19 protein-coding genes and 1 pseudogene are annotated in these 17948 nt (G+C 50.2%); 7 read left to right on the top strand and 13 right to left on the bottom strand.

The window, feature by feature from the left end; all coding sequences use genetic code 11:
• The first annotated feature begins 6 nt into the window (after positions 1–6).
• The 6 genes from BM427_RS02135 (at position 7) to BM427_RS02110 (ending at position 8181) form a co-directional block, all read left to right on the top strand.
• Complete coding sequence (locus BM427_RS02135) at positions 7–1443, top strand: glycoside hydrolase family 32 protein (RefSeq protein ID WP_090118788.1); 1437 nt, start codon at positions 7–9, stop codon at positions 1441–1443.
• Between the two features lie 94 nt (positions 1444–1537).
• Positions 1538–2812 (top strand): OmpG porin family protein, encoded by a 1275-nt coding sequence (locus BM427_RS02130; protein WP_090118786.1) that lies wholly within the window; start codon positions 1538–1540, stop codon positions 2810–2812.
• 15 nt (positions 2813–2827) lie between these two features.
• Positions 2828–4321, top strand: a complete 1494-nt coding sequence (locus tag BM427_RS02125; protein ID WP_090118784.1) for a glycoside hydrolase family 32 protein — start codon at positions 2828–2830, stop codon at positions 4319–4321.
• Positions 4322–4333: 12 nt separating this feature from the next.
• A complete protein-coding gene (locus BM427_RS02120) occupies positions 4334–5347 on the top strand; it encodes an OmpG porin family protein (protein WP_090118780.1) in 1014 nt (337 codons plus the stop codon).
• Positions 5348–5467: 120 nt separating this feature from the next.
• On the top strand, positions 5468–6424 hold the full coding sequence (locus tag BM427_RS02115) for a PfkB family carbohydrate kinase (protein ID WP_090118778.1): 957 nt from the start codon (positions 5468–5470) through the stop codon (positions 6422–6424).
• Between the two features lie 554 nt (positions 6425–6978).
• Positions 6979–8181, top strand: a complete 1203-nt coding sequence (locus tag BM427_RS02110) for a dienelactone hydrolase family protein (protein ID WP_139234372.1) — start codon at positions 6979–6981, stop codon at positions 8179–8181.
• A 92-nt stretch (positions 8182–8273) separates the two neighbouring features.
• Here BM427_RS02110 and BM427_RS02105 read toward each other — a convergent pair whose 3' ends face one another.
• The 7 genes and pseudogenes from BM427_RS02105 to BM427_RS02080 all read right to left on the bottom strand — a co-directional run bounded on the left by BM427_RS02105 (position 8274) and on the right by BM427_RS02080 (position 11826).
• Positions 8274–8555 carry a hypothetical protein gene (locus BM427_RS02105; protein WP_090118776.1) on the bottom strand — a complete coding sequence of 94 codons (282 nt, stop codon included), beginning with the start codon at positions 8553–8555 and terminating at the stop codon, positions 8274–8276.
• A 36-nt stretch (positions 8556–8591) separates the two neighbouring features.
• Positions 8592–8702 (bottom strand): annotated as a pseudogene (locus tag BM427_RS26420) (IS481 family transposase); the annotation flags it as partial.
• A gap of 53 nt (positions 8703–8755) precedes the next feature.
• Positions 8756–9301 (bottom strand): DinB family protein, encoded by a 546-nt coding sequence (locus BM427_RS02100; protein ID WP_244316598.1) that lies wholly within the window; start codon positions 9299–9301, stop codon positions 8756–8758.
• A 227-nt stretch (positions 9302–9528) separates the two neighbouring features.
• Complete coding sequence (locus BM427_RS02095; RefSeq protein WP_090118770.1) at positions 9529–9780, bottom strand: hypothetical protein; 252 nt, start codon at positions 9778–9780, stop codon at positions 9529–9531.
• Positions 9781–10092: 312 nt separating this feature from the next.
• Positions 10093–10371, bottom strand: a complete 279-nt coding sequence (locus tag BM427_RS02090; RefSeq protein ID WP_175539120.1) for a MafI family immunity protein — start codon at positions 10369–10371, stop codon at positions 10093–10095.
• On the bottom strand, positions 10368–10697 hold the full coding sequence (locus BM427_RS02085) for an SdpI family protein (RefSeq protein WP_090118768.1): 330 nt from the start codon (positions 10695–10697) through the stop codon (positions 10368–10370). The genes BM427_RS02090 and BM427_RS02085 overlap by 4 nt, the downstream gene beginning before the upstream one ends.
• Before the next feature lie 148 nt (positions 10698–10845).
• Positions 10846–11826 (bottom strand): AraC family transcriptional regulator, encoded by a 981-nt coding sequence (locus BM427_RS02080; protein WP_208809150.1) that lies wholly within the window; start codon positions 11824–11826, stop codon positions 10846–10848.
• A gap of 82 nt (positions 11827–11908) precedes the next feature.
• On the opposite strand from BM427_RS02080, the gene BM427_RS02075 reads away from it, so the two are divergent.
• Positions 11909–12934 (top strand): SDR family oxidoreductase, encoded by a 1026-nt coding sequence (locus BM427_RS02075; protein ID WP_090118766.1) that lies wholly within the window; start codon positions 11909–11911, stop codon positions 12932–12934.
• Between the two features lie 109 nt (positions 12935–13043).
• On the opposite strand, the gene BM427_RS02070 is transcribed toward BM427_RS02075, so the two are convergent.
• The 6 genes from BM427_RS02070 to BM427_RS02045 all read right to left on the bottom strand — a co-directional run bounded on the left by BM427_RS02070 (position 13044) and on the right by BM427_RS02045 (position 17934).
• On the bottom strand, positions 13044–13817 hold the full coding sequence (locus tag BM427_RS02070) for a hypothetical protein (protein WP_090118764.1): 774 nt from the start codon (positions 13815–13817) through the stop codon (positions 13044–13046).
• 2 nt (positions 13818–13819) lie between these two features.
• Positions 13820–14011 carry a hypothetical protein gene (locus tag BM427_RS02065; RefSeq protein ID WP_090118762.1) on the bottom strand — a complete coding sequence of 64 codons (192 nt, stop codon included), beginning with the start codon at positions 14009–14011 and terminating at the stop codon, positions 13820–13822.
• A gap of 215 nt (positions 14012–14226) precedes the next feature.
• Positions 14227–14922, bottom strand: a complete 696-nt coding sequence (gene araD, locus BM427_RS02060) for an L-ribulose-5-phosphate 4-epimerase (protein WP_090118760.1) — start codon at positions 14920–14922, stop codon at positions 14227–14229.
• Positions 14916–15776 carry an L-ribulose-5-phosphate 3-epimerase gene (locus BM427_RS02055; protein ID WP_090118759.1) on the bottom strand — a complete coding sequence of 287 codons (861 nt, stop codon included), beginning with the start codon at positions 15774–15776 and terminating at the stop codon, positions 14916–14918. The genes araD and BM427_RS02055 overlap by 7 nt, the downstream gene beginning before the upstream one ends.
• Positions 15776–16432, bottom strand: coding sequence for a 3-keto-L-gulonate-6-phosphate decarboxylase UlaD (gene ulaD, locus BM427_RS02050; RefSeq protein ID WP_090118757.1), 657 nt, complete (start codon positions 16430–16432; stop codon positions 15776–15778). The genes BM427_RS02055 and ulaD overlap by 1 nt, the downstream gene beginning before the upstream one ends.
• Positions 16429–17934, bottom strand: coding sequence for an FGGY-family carbohydrate kinase (locus BM427_RS02045; protein ID WP_090118754.1), 1506 nt, complete (start codon positions 17932–17934; stop codon positions 16429–16431). The genes ulaD and BM427_RS02045 overlap by 4 nt, the downstream gene beginning before the upstream one ends.
• Between the last annotated feature and the right edge of the window lie 14 nt (positions 17935–17948).

Raw genomic sequence — 17948 nt, 5'->3', positions numbered from 1 at the left:
AACACAATGACATCCTTATTAAAACAGGCCGAAGAGACGCTTGAAAAAGCACATGCCGGGATTAACCCCCGCTGGTATCCGCGCTATCACCTTGCCGCAAGAGCAGGCTGGATGAACGATCCTAACGGACTGGTATGGTTTGACGGTTGGTATCATGCATTTTATCAACATCACCCCTATTCAACGAAATGGGGACCGATGCACTGGGGGCACGCCCGCAGTAAAGACCTGGTTCACTGGGAACATATGCCTGTAGCTCTGGCACCGGAAGGTCCGGCAGATAAAGATGGTTGTTTTTCCGGTTCCGCAGTGGTGGACGGCGACACGCTGGCACTGATTTATACCGGGCATAAATTCCACGGCCCGGCTGATACTGATGACAATCTCTATCAGGTGCAATGTCTGGCAACCAGCCGTGACGGCATTCATTTTGAGCGTCATGGTATGGTGATTGATACCCCTCCAGGACTGCATCATTTTCGCGATCCGAAAGTGTGGCGCGAAGGTGAGTTCTGGTACATGGTTGTGGGTTCACGCGTCGGAAATACCGGCCAGGTGCGCCTTTACCGTTCCACCAATCTTCAGGAATGGCATGATGAGGGCATTCTTGCCGAAGCTGAACAAGGTATGGGCTATATGTGGGAATGCCCTGATTTCTTTGCCCTGAACGGCAGTCGTGTGCTGATGTTTTCACCACAGGGACTGGTGGCAGAAGGTTATAAAAACCGTAACCTTTTCCAGAGCGGATATTTACTGGGAGAATGGCAGCCAGGCCAGCCGTTCAGCCATGACGGGCAATTTATTGAGATGGATAGCGGTCACGATTTTTATGCCCCGCAAAGTTTCCTTAGCCCGGATGGACGCAGAATTGTTATTGGGTGGCTGGATATGTGGGAATCGCCGATGCCTGAGCAACAGGATGGTTGGGCCGGAATGCTCTCACTGCCGCGCGAAGTGAGCTTAGGCGATAATAATCGCCTGATGATGAAACCCATCGCCGAAGTGACCGCCCTGCGAGGCAGCTATTTTCCTGTCCCTGCCCATTGCCTGAATAATCAGCGGGTATTTGTCGCTGCAGAGGCCGAAGCCGTGGAGTTATTACTGGAATGGGAGCGTGGCACGTCTCTGGCGGAACAATATGGCATGGTGCTGGGAGATGGGCTGCGTATTTACGTTGATAATCAGGCTCAGCGCTTAGTGTTAGAGCGTAACTACCCTGATTTCTCGCTTATGGGAACGCGCAGCATTCCCCTGCCCGAGGGCAGTATCCTTTCACTGCGAATTTTCATTGATCGCTCATCCGTGGAAGTATTTGTTAATGAAGGCGAAGCCTGTTTAAGCAGTCGAATTTATCCGCAGCCAGGGCAGCGCGACATAATGCTGTTTGCAAATAGTGGAGCCGCTGCATTAAAAGAAGCCGGATACTGGTCTCTGGATAAATAATTCCATCAGATATCATCTTACTTTTTATATTGCCTGTCTTTATTTCTGCCAGTCTCTGGCTGGCATTATATTGTCTGAATAACGAGATAGAAAAATGGATGAAAGAGTAGAACAACCTCAAGATATAATTAAAAGCAGGACAAAACCATCTCCCGGGGAAATAACACTGGCACTCCTTTTTTCTTTTGCCACTTTTCCCGCTATTGCTGAAAAAAAAGCTGAGATACCGGATAATTATACGGGGAACTATCAAAGCTATTTTTACGATGAGACTGAAAACCAGCAGCACAGTAATTCCGCCGCCAAAAGCGGATCTCAGGATGTAACTGTGCGCGAGCCTTCCTCTGCTATAGCTGGAAACACAGCAACCGTACAGAGTGCCCCTTCTGCCACTGCGGTACAACCTTCTGAGAGTAAAAACACGAATCAGAACAATGCGGTGGATGATTCTGAGGATGTAAGCCTGTTACGCTTAAGGCAGGAAGCACCGCCGGTTCACTGGAACAGTATCGGGCGAAATATGGAAGCTGGCGGTCTGCACGGAAACATCGGTAGCCAGATTGAAATTGATGATGTCCGCTGGAGCAATTCTAAGAAAAATAGTGGGAAATTTAAGCTTGCCACCATGCAGGCCTTTTTAAGACATGATGAATTGCCAAACTGGTACTTCGGTTTCTGGAATGCCAGGGAAGATGATTATAAAGGGCAGTTCAGCAATCAGGATTATAGCGGTGCCACCAATACTATTAATGAGTTTTTTGTCGGACATATTTTTGAAACATGGCGAGGGAATATCGGTACAGAAGTCATGGTCGGCTCCGAAACGGCAACCAAACGCTGGAAAAGTCGCTTTAAGCTCTGGCAGGACTTACGCTTGTCTAATAAATGGAGCATTGCCGGATACGCTTATGGCGAATATCAGCCTCAGGGCAATCAACCGGGCAATGGCGACCTTGAACAGTATATCTTTGAAACTGAACCTGCGATCCAGTATCGGGTGAATCCGGATCTCGGTTTGTATTTACGTCCTTACTATTACTATAACCGTCAGGTGCGTGAAAGCTGGGGTGATATTGTTGAGCAGGAATGGAAAGTGACAGCCGGCTTCTGGCGCAACTGGTATCCATTATTAACGTCACTGTATATCGGTTTTGGACAGGACAAAATTGATAACGCCAGTAACGCCAAAGAACTCTTTTACGACGGCCGCTACAAATTTATTGGTGGCACTATCAGCTATCCCGTCTTTGGTGAAGTTCGCCTTTATGGCGAATTCAAAGCTTCATTCACTAAAGAAGCAGGGCTCTGGACGTACACAGGCCACTCCTGGAATCCGTACACCGTAGTTGGTGTTACTTATAACTTCTGATACTCAGGGGATAGTATGAGAACCTTTATTTCGGCGACTTTATTCGTTCTGCTGGTGTTTTTTGGTGGAAATGTACCTGCGTATTCACAGATGTCTAAAGAAACATTGCAGAACAAGAGCATCACCCAGGTTAGTGACTTTTTCCCTCGCATCGAGGGGTCATTTATTGGCGATCCAATGCCTGTTTATAACGACGGCGTGTTTAATATTTTTTACCTGAATGACGTGCGCGGCGGCAGCGATTTAGGAGTACATGCGATTCACCTGCTCTCCAGCACCAACTTATATAATTACCAGAACCATTCTGAAGTCATTCCTTACGTTAATAACGTCAACGATCCAGAGTTGCTCCTGGGAACCGGCTCCATTATCAAAGTGGGTGATACCTGGCACGCATGGTACACAGCCCATAATGAAAACGTATTTCCGGTCGAGTCCGTCATGCATGCGACCAGTAAAGATCGTCTTCACTGGGTGAAACATCCGCAGGACACTATCCTGCCGGGCAATAACTATCGCGGCAATGACTTCCGCGATCCTCACGTTGTCTGGGTTGAAGAAAAGAAAGAGTACTGGATGCTGATCACAACCCGCAGCAACGGTCGCGGCATTATCGCGCGCTACAGCTCAACGGATTTAAAAAACTGGAAAGATCGTGGTGTATTTTTTGACAACGATACCATTACCAGTAACTCAAATCTTGAATGTCCGACACTTGTCTTCTTTAACGGGCGCTGGTATCTGAGCTTCAGCGATCAGTGGCCACTGCGCCTGACGCAGTACCGCGTTGCAGATAATCCGGAAGGACCGTGGCATAAGCTGGATAATTATGTTGTGGATGGCTCTGGTTTTTATGCCGGTAAACTGGCTATCAAGGATGGTCGTTTATTTATTTTCGGCTGGATCCCAACGAAAGCGGGAAACAATGACAGGGGTAATATCGACTGGGCAGGAAACCTGGCCGTACATGAACTCACCGCAGATGCAAAAGGTGAGCTCAATAGCATTATTCCGCAGGAACTTCAGAAGGCCATAAAAGATAACAATGGCCCGGTTCAAACCATAAAACCTGCTAAAACGGTCAAAACATCAACGCAGTTTGGCCCCTTACAGTCATCAGTTTATCCTCCTTTACCCAAGCGTGGAGAGTTGTCCGCAACGGTGGAGATTCCCTCTTCGGGAATGGTCATGAGCTTTGGGCTGACTGATAATAATGTGAGTGACTCAACACTCAACGTTGTTTTCAACAGGAGTAAGGGCAAAGCCTATTTCTTTAACTCTCCGTTAGCATCGATTAATCAGAGTAATGCAGAATCCTGGGTCGATATTCCGCTTGGTGAGAAAATTGATTTACGCGTGCTTATACAGAATTCAATAGCCGTTTTTTATATTAATGAAAAAGTGGCATTTAGCACTCGCATGTATTCTATGCAGGGGAAACCCTGGAGCATTAGCTTGCCTCAGCATGATAGTTTACATGCAATATTAAAATTTAAAGAAATGATCTAAAGGGATATTGTTATGAAAAACCATCTTACCCTGGCTGTTATTTTCGCGCTTATGCTCCCGACGCTGGCCAATGCAAGTATGAGCATCATGAAGGATTTATCGGGAACGGTCATTGCCGTTGATCCATGGTCATATCTTGATGAAGATGTCATGTGGACCTCAACACGTTCCTCTAATCCTGCTGGAGGCCGCATTCATGGTCAGCTTAAAATAAAATATGCAATTGAGGATAATAACTGGAGTAATAGCCATTTTCATAACGGTAATGATTCCCTGACTTTTGTGCAAGGAGTCATGCGTAACGATGATTTACCCGGTTGGTATCTGGCTTTTTCTGAAGGTAGAACGACGAACTATAACGGTACGTGGGAGAGTCAGACTTACCTCAGTCAGAATCAATGGACACAACTTATTGTCGGTCATGAATATTTCTATAAACGCCTGCGCTATGGATGGGACGTTATGGGAGGAAGTGCGTCAGTTGATGATCGCTGGCAGGCACGCGTCAAATTCTTTACCGATCTGCGTGTAACAGACAAATTTTCGGTCTTCAATTATCTTTACCAACAAATTGATCATCGCCGCAGTGGAGGTTCACAAAATGACCGTGACATGCGCTCATTTCAAATCGAACCAGGTGCTCAATATATTATAAATAACACAACAGGTATCTGGTTCCGGCAACAATTCGCCTCTGCAATTTTAGACAGAGCGCAATGGGGTGATATAGATGATAAAAGTTGGACCACGTCAATGGGTATCTGGCACAACTGGGGAAAACTTTCCACAACCTTTAGCGGGGGGTATGGGCATTACAAGAAAAATAATGCCCGGAGAGAAGATGGAGAAGTATTCCAGAATACCCGCAATCGCTTCCTGAAAGTATCTGCAAATTACCCTCTGACCTCCCGCTTCACCGTTTCTGGAGAGATAACAGGCTCATTAATTAATCAGAACGGGAGTTGGGTAACTCACGGCGATGCCATCACTACCGACTATAAACTCATGCTGGATTACAACTTTTAAAACTCTCTTTTATACGACCAGCGGAGCAAGAGACACGGATATTGCCTTGCGGGAATAACCTGATCCCTCACCGCGGGTCATTCCAGGGTAAGAATAACTAATTACTTTTGAGGAAATGTCATGAACATTTGGACTCTCGGCGATGCGGTAGTCGATCTCTTACCGCTTTCAGATATGCAATATCAGGCTTGTGCTGGAGGCGCCCCCTTTAATGTAGCGGTAGGAACAGCACGTCTGGGCTGTCAGAGTGGGTTTATCGGCCGGGTAGGCGACGACGACTTCGGCTATTTTTTAAAGGAGACGCTCTGCGCATCGGGCGTCTCCGTCCAGAGTATGCAGATGGACCCTCTTCACAGAACCAGTACGGTATTAGTTTCTCTGAATAATAGTGGAGAGCGTGGATTTACCTTTCTGACGAATCCGTCTGCAGATCAGTTTTTAACGCCTGATGCGCTTCCCAATCTTAGTGCAGGAATATTGCATTTCTGTTCTCTTGCGCTGGTCGCCGAAGCCTGTTGCCAGACGTTAGTTACAGCGATCAGGAAAATAAAACAGAGTGGAGGCTTGCTGAGTTTTGATGTGAATTTACGTGAGCAAATGTGGAGTGATAAGCAGAGAATGCACGATGCTGTACACCATTTCTCGCGACAGGCTGATATCCTGAAATTATCTGAAGAAGAGTGGTACTGGTTGGCAGCCACGCATGATTTTACCCTTGCACTGGATTTTCTTAAGACGCTACCAGCACGTCTGAAAGTTGTGACCTATGGTGCTCAGGGGGCCATGATACTCCATGACGATATGGTCATTCATTTCAATGGCTACATCGTCGATAGCGTTGATACAACGGGAGCGGGAGATGCGTTTCTGACGGGTTTGCTTGCATATATAGCTCGCGCTGGAATGCCATATAACCTTGACCAAATCAGCGATGCTATGACTCAGGCCAGTGCCTGTGGTGCGCTGGCGACAACCCGGAAAGGTGCCCTGACAGCGCTCCCGGATAGCCAAACGCTTAACGAATTTATTAGTCAATATCCTCTACCGGACTACGAGATAAAAGAGTTGTCGAATTGATAGCCAGATACATTGTAGTCTGAAACGTGTTGATAAAATAAAGTGAAACCTCACTCTATTCAGTTGAGTGCATATGCAGTCGTAGCGTAGATTCTTAAGTCGCGTTTCTGGTGTACATTTTCGGGTGGTTTGTCACTGCTTTTACCGGGCATACGCCAGAAACGCACTCAGGGATTTTTGCGGTGCGTATAATTAAGGAGGGTATGGTAAATCTTCTGACGTTATGTCAGCTTTGCGCGAACGTCCACAGTTATTATCAACACAGGTAAATAATTACTTAAAATGTGTGTATTAATCAGGGAGAGCTGGGCAATCAGCTAAAAAAAGACCAAACAACCTTAATAAAATAAGGTAACGAAACGTAATATTGTCAGAACAAAGATATCCTGTAATAAATACCTTACCTCCGGCGTGCTACATTGTTCTGATTTCTTGTTTTTAAGGATAGTAGTACTTAATAACGGCAAGAAATAGTAGGCTGCTTTCTATTTTATAAATTCCGTACTACATGATTTCTCTGCTTAAAGGACATCAACCTGGAGAGTGAGTTAAAAATGCATAGAATATATGACTGGGGTCTTATAGCCAAATTTACTATTTTAAGTGTTTTTTGTATAAGTTTTCACAGTAATGCAGATGTAAAAAATTCCTTAGTGAACCAACAGTTTGAAGGGCTTATTCGTGAGCCAATGACAATTCAGGTCGTCCTTGATAATGGTAAACCCGCCATACTTGATGCTTTCGTAACACGGCCAGCGGGGCCTGGAAAATATCCAATAGTAATTATTAATCATGGCACTTCCGAAAGTCCTGAGTTCGATAGAACGGAAATGACACCAAACCGAACATCAGCCACGGCTCTGGCATTTGCAACACATGGTTATGCGGCTGTTTCACTATTACGTGAGGGATATGGCTTTTCTAGTGGCGGTGCTGAATATACCGGAGGTTCCTGTAAGGAACCATTGCATAAGCTAGCCGGGAAAAGGGATGTAAGGGATATACTTGCGGCACTAGAAGTTATCAGGAAACAACCCTGGGCTTTACCTGAAAATACTGTCCTTGCAGGTATGTCTGCAGGTGGTTTTGCAGTCATAGCTACGGGTGCTGTTAATCCTCCCGGCGTAACGGCTGTTATCAGCTTTGATGGTGGCAGAGGTTCAATTGATGGAAGATCTCTTTGCGACCGAAAAGGTTTGCTGGCGGCATATTCATCCTACGGGAAGACTGCGCGTATACCATCCTTATGGCTTTATTCGATAAATGACAAATCTTTTCCGCCCCAGATGGGAAAAGATTTCTTCAATGCGTACCATCAGTGGGGAGCTGATGCTACCTTCATGTTAATGCCAGCTTTCGAAAATAATGGGCATGCTTTTATGGATTCAGCTCCCGGTCGTTTTTGGTGGTCACATATAGAACCTTTTCTCAAGGAGCATAATTTGCCTTATAAGCAAATCGTTTCAATTCCTGAAAATCATCTGCCTATGCCCGAGAATCTCAATAATGAGCAGGGCAAGGCCGCATTTGAGAAATATACGGCATCTGAACTCTATGAAAAAGCATTTGCAACCGGAAAAGATGGTGCATGGGGTGTGGCTTACTGGGAACGAGATGGTCATACAGCAGCAGCAGATGCAATCGAATCCTGCGAAGCGCATCAACCAAAAAATGCGCAGCATTGTAACATATACGCAATCAATAACATTATTGTGAATGGGGGGCAAAAGATAAATAAACCTCTATTATTTAAGTAAGAAATAGTTTAAAAGTCTTATAAAGCGCAGGTGGCTATACTTCATCTGCGTTTCTTTTATAAAGTTTAAGCTTATTTGTAATATATGGCAACTCACTTTAAAACTGCCCCTTTAAAAGCAATAAGAAGAGCCACTGGTTTTTCGTTTAAGTTAACAGAAATATATTTCTTGTTAGCAGGTACGTAAAAAAAGCACCCCTCGTCGAGTTTTTCTTCAACCTCCTGAATTTCCCCATGTATTATTATATAGCATCCTTTTAATGCATATAAAATCGTTTCAGGTGATGTTTTTGAATTATTTCCTTGCCGAGGATCAGAAGCTAAATAAACCAACTTTATAATAATTTGACTATTTTTACATTCGTCATCGATCATGCCAGGATAGTCATTAAATCGGTAATCCCTCCATTTTTAAACGGGCAGATGAGTAAAATCGGATAAGCGCTGAATATGCTGCATTGGTGTGAAGCCATTCAGTGCCATATTCGGTCGTTCATGATTATAGAATCATTGCCATTGTGTATCAGATGTTGGACTAACACTGGCATGTGATAATCAACCTTGAGCAGGTCAATTCAGGGGGCTCCGACAAAATCGCCAAACTCATATTTATCGTGTAGATACCTTTGATATATCAGCAAATCCAGTTCAGGGGCTTCCCCGGATACGCGGGTCAACATTGCATGGACCTGCCCTCTGTGATGGGTCTGATGATTAAACCAGTGAGCCAGAGCAGACCAGATTGCCTGCTGCTTAAGTTCTGGTGTTGAAGCCCGCCGGTAGGAGACGATGCCGTCTAAATCGGTTTCTGATAATCCCATGATAAAATCAACGATCTTTTTATCTTCTTCTCTTCGCGCCATTTCCAGACCGGGAAAATCACTGTCGAACAACATCTGGTCCAGCCGATACCCTGTTTCAGGTAATGCGTTTAAACGATGCCGCCATATCCTGTCCGTCACGAGCAGGTGATTCAGAGTCGCCTCGATAGACCCAAAAAAAGCGCCGCAGTTTTTACGGTAAGCATCTTCCCCAATCTTTCCAACGCTGGAATACAATCGTTCATTCGTCCAGGCGTTGTAACCGGCAAGAATGTTGAAATGCATTTTGAGTGAACTCATGATTTCATCCATTTAAAAGAACAACCGTCATAATTATAGTTGCGCATTTAGCAGAGCAAAAAGATGCTTTGACCCGTTCCCTTTTAGTCAATGCTGTGCGGACTCAGTAATATCTGCTGGCACAGAGCTGCCTGTCAAATTAAGTTTAGATCTGTGCCATAGCTGTGTCAGGTCAAATCTGAGCTAATACATATGATTGGCGGTGATCAGGTCACCGCCTCTACTCTTTAAAAAAATGACGCCACCCCAACAAGACCAACAAAAAGAAGGCTATCAGAATAATCTTTTAATTCTTTCAGATATTCATCGTCATTGTTTTTCATCTTCGCTATAGCGTCCTGAGCACTTTCAGCTTCGACCTCGAAAAAATGTTTTTTGTAACCCTTCTCTTTGAGAAGCTTCCTTGCTTCTTTATTTACGCTACTTTTGGTAAAGACTCTTGCACCAGACTCGTTGTAATAGAAAACATATACACTCACAGTAAACCTCCATGAATAGTACGGCTATTTCCTTTACTAACTTAGCACCGCACCCTATATGAGTGGAGTAATATTATTAAATATAATAATTACCCTGTGCTGGCCCCTCGGATTTCTTGACTCCAGCTCTGCGACGCGTGCTATCAATGCGTCAATCCACGCCATTAACGCTTTATGGTGTAACGCTTACCTGCTCCCCCGTTGATTAGCAGAGATTGATTTTGCAACTTCCGCTCCTGGCACAGAGCCGCCTGTCAGATAGGTTTAGGTCTGTGCCATAGCTGTGTCAGGTCAAATCTGAGCTAATACACGTTAGGATTGTTGTGCCAGGTTTCCTGTTACGATCTGTGCTTTCATAAACTTCAGACAACTGCCGCCCCATTTCATTTCCATATCGCGGTACAGCTCTTCCGCCAGCCGGTACTCTTCTTCGCTGAGAGGAGCATCCATTTCAATGAGGTAATCGCAGATCGTTTCAAAGGCCAGCCCGCTTTCGTTGTAATCCACATAATCGATGGCAAATTGCAGCCTTTCAGCATCCACGCGCCCGAAAAAGCGCGCACCAAAGGCTTTTACTCTTGCGCCCATCATCGCGCTTCTCCACTTTTGGTCGTCACCCGCGCTGTTATCGTCGGAACCAACACCGCAATCAAAAACAATACGACACTGCTCGCCGGGCTACTCGCCTCGCGCCAGTTGCCGAACAACACCGAGAGCAGAAAAAACACCGCGCCGCAAAGCAGCATCGCCACGCCAAATACGCGGTTCGCCCGGTACCAGACCACCTCATCGTGCAGCGTTCGCGCCGTGCGCACACCGTAAAAACGGTTCGGTTTAATGCGCTGCCGCGCCAGCGGGATCGCCAGCGCCATCAGAACCAGACAACCAATGCTGAGGGAGATAAACGTGTCATTCATGGCGCTTCCTTACAGCAGGACAGTAAGCAATGAAAGCTCGCTGATTTTCATACTTTCGCCTACCCCTAACAAGTGGTGTCATAAATAAGCATCGGCACTCTTCACCGACCACGAAGGAGCTAATGGCATCTTAAACTAATCATGTGCGTCAAACGTTTACCGAAGCTGATGCAGGAAGCGTTTGACGATCGCTGTCATAACCGCCAGCTTCCCGCCAGGTCTTCGGTGACATGCCCGTGACTCGGCGAAAGGCATTGCTGAATGCGCTGGCGGAGGCATAACCGAGGGTTTGCGCAATCTCCGCCACTGATGTGGTCTTCTTGCGCAGTGCCTGCTTGCCCAGGTGCATACGCCACTCCTGCAAGTACGTGAGTGGCGCACAACCCACCGACGTTCGAAAACGCAGGGCAAAAGTGGTACGTGACATCGCGCAGGCACTGGCAAGCTCTTCCAGCCGCCAGTTATGCGCCGGATCGCCGTGCAGCATTGACATCGCCGGGGCAATACGCCGATCGCACATCGCCCGTAACCAGCCAGCCGGTAAGGCATCGGCTTTTTGCATATGCACGCGCAGCACCTGAATAAACAGCAACTGTGCCAGTTGTGCCGAGGCAAGCTGCGCACCGGGCTGGCCGTCGGCCTGCTCCGCCACCAGTTGTTGCAGCAGCCAGCGGATCGTCGTAGCCTGTGGCGATGCCGCGTGAATCTGGATCCACGAAGGCAACATTTCGCGCAGCACCGGGCCAAAAACCGGATCGAGCAGTACATGGCCGCCAATCTGCCGGAAATCACTGCCATCCCCCAACTGCGTGCTTTTCTTCCCGCCGCCGGAAAACAGGCTCATCGCGTCCAGCGGCTCAACGTCGGTGTGACTTGCCAGCACAAAACCACGCTGCGCCGACAATAGCCCAACGTCGCCAGTGGCAAAGTGCAACGCTTCGGGCTCGTCATCAATCATTACGTAGCATTGGCCTTGCACTATGGCGAAAAACTTAATCGTGGTGGGCGCAGGAAAGCGGATCGCCCAGCGACCGCCTGCAGTAAATCCGCCGGTGACCAGCGAACGGGCCTCGGCAACTTTGAGGATGTCAGAAAAGATATCAGTGTTCATTTCCGTACTATCACGCATCTATTCCGTACGTTCAACTATTCTGCGTACGGTTCAAGCGACCTAAGATAACCCCGTACTCTACGCTATCTGAGGAAATAACATGAGCATTCAAACCACACGCGTACTGGTCACCGGCGGCACCGGTTTTATTGCCCAGCACTGCATGCTGGCGCTACTGGCACAAGGTTACCGGGTGCGCACTACCGTGCGAGTGTCAGGCCGGGAAGCGGAAATCCGCGCTAACCTGCAAAACGGCGGTATCGACGCAGGCGATCGGCTGGAGATTGTGCTGGCCGATTTAACCCACGATGAGGGTTGGGCGCAAGCCGCTGACGGCTGTCGCTATGTGCTGCATGGCGCGTCCCCTACTCCCTCCGGTCCGCAGGTCAGCGAAGCGGATTGGGTAAACCCTGCCGTTGACGGCAATTTGCGGGTGTTACGCGCCGCCCGTAGCTCAGGAGTGAAACGTGTGGTGCTGACCTCGGCGTTCGGTGCCGTTGGCGTCGGACACGCCGCCGATTATCGACGCCCGTTTGATGAAACGGACTGGAGCGAACTAAACAGTGATGTCGCGCTGTATCAAAAATCAAAAACCTTGTCAGAACATGCAGCGTGGGAGTTTATCGCCCGTGAGGGGAATGGGCTGGAGCTGGCCGCCATTAATCCGGTGGCGGTGCTTGGCCCGGCGCTTGGCGCGGATTACTCGCATTCCGTACGCCTGATCAAAAACCTGCTGGAAGGCCAGCCAGGTTGCCTGCGCATTAACTCCGGTTTTGTCGATGTACGCGATGTGGCGGACCTACATTTGCGAGCAATGACTGACCCGGCAGCCAGCGGCGAGCGCTTTCTGGCAATCGCCGGTGAAAGCATGTGGATGGAGGAGGTCGCGAAAGTGCTGCGCGACAGCTTAGGTGAGCAAGCCCGCCGGGTTTCCACCCAACAAATCCCCGATGAGGTGGTGCTAAAAAACCCGGCGCTGGTTAATGGGCTGGTATCGCTGCTGGGTGTGAACATGAACGCCACTAGCGCCAAAGCCATCCGACTGCTCGGCTGGTCGCCGCGCCCACGCGAAGAGGCTATTATCGCCTGCGCCGAAAGCCTGTTCCGCTTAGGACTGGTGACTTAAGCAACGGTGTACTGAATGTTGCTTACCCAGCGTCGTCTTATCCAGTTGCGCATACTGCGGGAAAAACCCAGCAAACCCCACCGCGCCGAACGACGGTTTGGCCAGCGGTTTACGCTTGTTGTTCCCGCTGGCGATGAATCCCCATTGCCAGCACCTGCGCCGGATCAAACAGCGACAGACTCTCAACCTGCGATAACAGTAACACTTTGCGGAAATCCAGCGCCGGACGCGGCCCGGAAGCCAGCTCAATATTGTGTTCGGCGTACCATGCGCTGTAATTGTGCTCGACATGCAGATCCAGCGTCTTTGCATCGCGATAACCGCTCAGCATTGGGATCAACACAATGTTGTTCGCATCGCCGCTGTCAAAGGTGGCTGTGTGGATCATGCCGATGTAAATGCGCTGCGACTTAAGGGTTATCCACGCCAGATCGCCCGTTTCCATGCACTGATAAATCAGCCCTTCCACACCGTTGGCGCGCGACAGGTGTTTATACAGTTCACGGCGGCCTGCACTGTCCAGCCGCGCGCTGCCGGACCAGTTTGACCGCCAGAAGCAAAACAGAACGGCAAACGCCAGCATCATCACCACGGGTGCCTGAATACCTAAAAAGCTCCAGTTCATAAAGCTCATCTGCAGATGGTGCGTTTGCGGGCCAAATTCCGCAGGCAGTTGGTTCATCACAGTGGATGCGATTAACAGACACAGCCATAACAGCGCCATGGCCAGAATGCCCTGCAGGACAAAAACGCAGCCGTAAAGCGCCACCAGAAAATAAACATCCCAGCCGAAGCTGCGTTTGAATTTAAAGCGCGTGGAGAGATCGTGCGAGGTATACCAGTAGCCGCAAACCATTAATACCATGAAGATGGCGGTTCCCATATTTACACCCTCTTCAAGGCAGCAACATGACGTTTAAAATCATCCTGCACCTGCTGACAGTGAACATTCACCGAGGTATTACCATCGACAACGATACGATCGCCATCTTCAATCGAATCCTGGATCTCGCTATGGCTCATCACCTGCAATAACCGATCGGGACTGGCAAACAACGAATACAACATTTTTTTCATTCATAACCTCCGCTGTCAGTATAGAAACCGACAGCGGATTATGTGATTTTTTATACTCACAGAAGCCGATAGCGAGTGATGAATCACGGCGATGTGCAGAGACGCCGCCATAATGGCAGGTTAATTAAAATCGGTGATGCGCGAAGCGCAAGCAGGAAGAGGCCGCGGAGAATTGTGCGTAAAAAGCCGGAGAAGTCTCCCCTCCGGCCTGGCGTTTACTGGCCGTAATAGGCGTGCGAACCGTGCTTACGCAGATAGTGTTTGTCCATCAGTGCTTGCTGCATATCCGCAAGGTGCGGAGCCAGTTGGCGCGAGAACAGCCCCATGTAAGCGCACTCTTCCAGTACCACCGCGTTATGCACCGCATCTGCCGCGTTTTTACCCCACGCAAACGGGCCGTGAGAATGCACCAGCACCGCCGGGATCTGCATCGGATCAATATCGCGCTGTTCAAAGGTTTTGATGATCACTTCCCCGGTTTCATACTCATATTCGCCGTTGATCTCTTCTTCGGTCATCAGCCGCGTACAGGGGATGGCACCATAGAAATAATCGGCGTGCGTGGTGCCCCACGCGGGCAAATCCAGCCCGGCCTGTGACCAGATAGTGGCGTGGCGCGAGTGCGTATGCACAATGCCACCAATCTGCGAAAAACGGCGGTACAACGCCAGGTGCGTCGGCGTATCGGATGATGGTTTCTTGCTGCCCTCTACCACGCGCCCGCTGGCAATCTCTACCACCACCATATCGTCGGCAGTCATCACGTCATATTCCACACCGGACGGTTTGATCACCATCCGCGTACGCGTGTCATCCACGGCGCTGACATTGCCCCAGGTAAAGGTCACCAGATGATGAGCGGGCAACGCCAGGTTGGCGGCCAGCACCTCGGCTTTCAGTTGTTCTAACATACGAATCCCCCCTCCTGCATACGGGCTTCAATCCAGCGCCGCGCCTGAATAATCTCCAGCACTGGCTCTTTGGCTTTTTCGGTCCACATCTCAATCAAAAATGCGCCGCGGTAGTTCAGTTGTTGCAGCGTGCGGAACACGCCGACAAAATCGACGCAGCCTTCACCAAACGGCACATCGCGAAACTGGCCGGGGCTGTCATCGGTCACCGGCTGCGTATCTTTCAGATGAATGGCAGCAATACGGTCGATACCCAACGACAGTTCGGCACTGACATCGTTACCCCACGCGCTGAGGTTGCCGACATCCGGATAGACGCTGAACCACGGCGAGGCGAGCATCTCATCCCACTTTTTCCACTTGCTGATCGAGTTCATAAAGGCGGTATCCATGATCTCCACCGCCAGCATCACCTGTGCGGCGGCGGCCTGTTCCACCGCCCACGCCAGCCCTTCGGCAAAACGCTGCTGCGTGCCTTCGTCATGCTCTTCGTAATAGACGTCGTAACCGGCAAGCTGAATCGTGCGAATACCGAGATCCCGCGCCAGACGAATCGCTTTGCGCATGATGTCGCGCGCCCGCTCGCGCACCGCTTCATCGCGGCTACCAAACGGAAAACGGCGGTGCGCAGAGAGACACATCGAGGGAATCGCGACACCGGTCTCCAGCATTGCTTCCACCAGCGATGCCCGCTGCGTGGTGCTCCACTCCAGCCGTGATAAGCGCTCATCGGTCTCATCTACCGACATTTCGACAAAATCGAAACCACAGCTTTTCGCCAGCACCAGCCGCTCCGGCCAGCTCAGATCTTTCGCCAGCGCCTTTTCATAGATGCCTAACGGATGCGTACGCATTAGTTGTCTCCCCAGATTGCGCGGATTTGCGCGTGGAAATCGCCCGCGGTCTGCGCCGGATCCGCCGCGCCGGAAAGCGCGCGCCCGGCAATAAAGGCTTTCACGTTGATATCTTTAAACAGCGGCAGGTCGGCAGGCTGCAGACCGCCGGTCACCGACAGTTCAAGGCCGATATCCGACAGCGCTTTCATCCGCGCCAGATCAGCCTCGCCCCACTGCTGGCCGCTGGCCTGCGCATCGCGTCCACGGTGGTAAATCGCCTGACGCACGCCAATGCGGTACCAGTCGCGGGCATCATCAAACGTCCAGTTGCCGAACAGTTCGATTTGAATTTCGCCGTTGTGTGCCTGCGCCACGGCGTGGCCTTTCTCAATAGTCGCCAGTGGCGCAGCACAGATAATGGTCATCCAGTTCGCGCCCGCGCGCAGTGCTTGTTGCGCCAGCGTTTCTCCGGCATCGGCCACTTTCCAGTCGGCAACGATAATCTTCTCCGGAGACTGCGCGCGCAGGGCGCACACGGCGTTTAACCCTTCGCTAAGGCACAAAATGGTGCCAGCTTCAACGATGTCTACGTGATCCTGTAACAGCGCCACATCGCGCTGGGCGTCCACAAGGCTGGTATGGTCGAGCGCCAGTTGCAGTAATGGTCGGCTCATAACGTCTGCTCCTTAATGCGGGCGTGAAAGCCCTGCAGTGCTTCAATCAAAAACTGGTAATGCGCGTATTTGCGTTGGTAGGCGGCGTGCGCAGCCATATCGGGAGTGAGCGTGTGAATGTCGTGCTTCAGCGTTTGCTGCGCATGGCGGAAATCACGGAATACACCGGTGCCGACCAGCGCCGCCAGTGCCGCACCGAAGCAGCCGGTCTCTTCCACCTGCGGTAATTCCACCGGTAAGCCGCTGACATCCGCCAGCATCTGCATCCACACGTCGGAGTGTGCCGGGCCGCCAGTGACCCGCAACGCGCGCACCGCAGTAAAGCGTTCCCGCATGCGATTGAGGTGAGTCATATGGCAGAACACCACGCCTTCATACACTGCCTGTAAAAGATGCGCGCGGGTGTGCAGCGCCTGCATGCCGTAAAAACCGCTGGTCATCTCCAGCCCGGCATTGCTGCCGTAGAGAAACGGCAGGAAGAACAGCTCACTGCCCGCTTTCGGCAGGCTGGCTACCGCCTGGTTGATTTCGTCGAAAGAGATGTCGCCCCATTGAGCGGTGAGCCACTCCAGATTGCCGGAGGAGGTCGGGCTGGCTTCATGTACGATGTACTGGCCGTCATTAACGTAGCGACCGTAAACATAAGGATGCGCTTCATGGTCGCGAAGCCCATTGGCAATACCGCTGGTCACTGCCCATGTTCCCATTACGGCGTTGAGCCGTTGCTCATCCTGCAATCCGGCGCAGAGTGCGGTGGAAACCACATCAAACAGACCGCCAACGACGGGGGTCCCCGCCGCCAGACCGGTTATGGCGGCTGCATGAGCGGTGATTTCCCCGCAGATTTCGGCGCACTGGACAATCGGCGACAGCGCGGCGTCAATTTCCTGAATACCCAGCCACTGCGACAACCGTGTGTCATAGCGCTGGCTTTCCATGTTGTAGAGATTGGATTCGGAGATATTGCTCTCTTCACAGCCTTTGCGACCGGTCAGGCACCAGCGCAGATAATCGTGCCCCATCATCACGCAGCCAATTTGTGCGTAACGTTGCGGTTCGTTCTCCTTCACCCAACGCAGCAACGAAACCGGGTGTCCGGTCCATAACGTCTGGCGGGTGAGCGGATAAAGTTTTTGCGGGATGTCATCCTGCTGCCAGCGCCGGACAATATCCAGCGCACGGCGATCGGAAGATAATATTGCCGTCCCCAATGGCTGGTCGTTTTTGTCGAGCAGAAATAACCCTTTCCCCTGAGCCGAAATCCCCACGCCGCGAATGAGTTTCCCTGGTGTGTGGGTCTGTTTTAGCAGGCGAGAAATCGTTTCGGCACAGGTTGTCCACAGCGCATGCATATCGCGCTCGGCATAGCCTGGTTGCGGGCTGAGCGTTTTCAATGGCTGGCGCTCAATGCCGTGCTCCCGGCCCTGGCTGTCATATAAACCGGCTTTCAGATAAGTACCGCCACAATCGATACCCAGCCAGAAGGTCTCTTTTTCACTCATCTTTATGCTCTCGT

Origin of the sequence: Kosakonia arachidis, assembly GCF_900116535.1 — a bacterium.
Taxonomy (GTDB): domain Bacteria; phylum Pseudomonadota; class Gammaproteobacteria; order Enterobacterales; family Enterobacteriaceae; genus Kosakonia; species Kosakonia arachidis.
The sequence above is the reverse complement of the archived record's forward strand: the minus strand, read 5'-3'. Positions and strand labels throughout refer to the sequence as shown.

Bases quoted from the DNA above. Each gene is read 5' to 3' on its own strand.
- BM427_RS02080 (WP_208809150.1), bottom strand. From the start codon at position 11,826: ATGCGTGATAGTACGGAAATGAACACTGATATCTTTTCTGACATCCTC.
- BM427_RS02065 (WP_090118762.1), bottom strand. From the start codon at position 14,011: ATGAAAAAAATGTTGTATTCGTTGTTTGCCAGTCCCGATCGGTTATTG.
- BM427_RS02090 (WP_175539120.1), bottom strand. From the start codon at position 10,371: ATGATGGGCGCAAGAGTAAAAGCCTTTGGTGCGCGCTTTTTCGGGCGC.
- BM427_RS02055 (WP_090118759.1), bottom strand. From the start codon at position 15,776: ATGCGTACGCATCCGTTAGGCATCTATGAAAAGGCGCTGGCGAAAGAT.
- BM427_RS02070 (WP_090118764.1), bottom strand. From the start codon at position 13,817: ATGGGAACCGCCATCTTCATGGTATTAATGGTTTGCGGCTACTGGTAT.
- araD (WP_090118760.1), bottom strand. From the start codon at position 14,922: ATGTTAGAACAACTGAAAGCCGAGGTGCTGGCCGCCAACCTGGCGTTG.
- BM427_RS02130 (WP_090118786.1), top strand. From the start codon at position 1,538: ATGGATGAAAGAGTAGAACAACCTCAAGATATAATTAAAAGCAGGACA.
- BM427_RS02115 (WP_090118778.1), top strand. From the start codon at position 5,468: ATGAACATTTGGACTCTCGGCGATGCGGTAGTCGATCTCTTACCGCTT.
- BM427_RS02135 (WP_090118788.1), top strand. From the start codon at position 7: ATGACATCCTTATTAAAACAGGCCGAAGAGACGCTTGAAAAAGCACAT.
- BM427_RS02125 (WP_090118784.1), top strand. From the start codon at position 2,828: ATGAGAACCTTTATTTCGGCGACTTTATTCGTTCTGCTGGTGTTTTTT.
- BM427_RS02075 (WP_090118766.1), top strand. From the start codon at position 11,909: ATGAGCATTCAAACCACACGCGTACTGGTCACCGGCGGCACCGGTTTT.
- ulaD (WP_090118757.1), bottom strand. From the start codon at position 16,432: ATGAGCCGACCATTACTGCAACTGGCGCTCGACCATACCAGCCTTGTG.
- BM427_RS02120 (WP_090118780.1), top strand. From the start codon at position 4,334: ATGAAAAACCATCTTACCCTGGCTGTTATTTTCGCGCTTATGCTCCCG.
- BM427_RS02100 (WP_244316598.1), bottom strand. From the start codon at position 9,301: ATGAGTTCACTCAAAATGCATTTCAACATTCTTGCCGGTTACAACGCC.
- BM427_RS02085 (WP_090118768.1), bottom strand. From the start codon at position 10,697: ATGAATGACACGTTTATCTCCCTCAGCATTGGTTGTCTGGTTCTGATG.
- BM427_RS02105 (WP_090118776.1), bottom strand. From the start codon at position 8,555: ATGATCGATGACGAATGTAAAAATAGTCAAATTATTATAAAGTTGGTT.
- BM427_RS02045 (WP_090118754.1), bottom strand. From the start codon at position 17,934: ATGAGTGAAAAAGAGACCTTCTGGCTGGGTATCGATTGTGGCGGTACT.
- BM427_RS02110 (WP_139234372.1), top strand. From the start codon at position 6,979: ATGCATAGAATATATGACTGGGGTCTTATAGCCAAATTTACTATTTTA.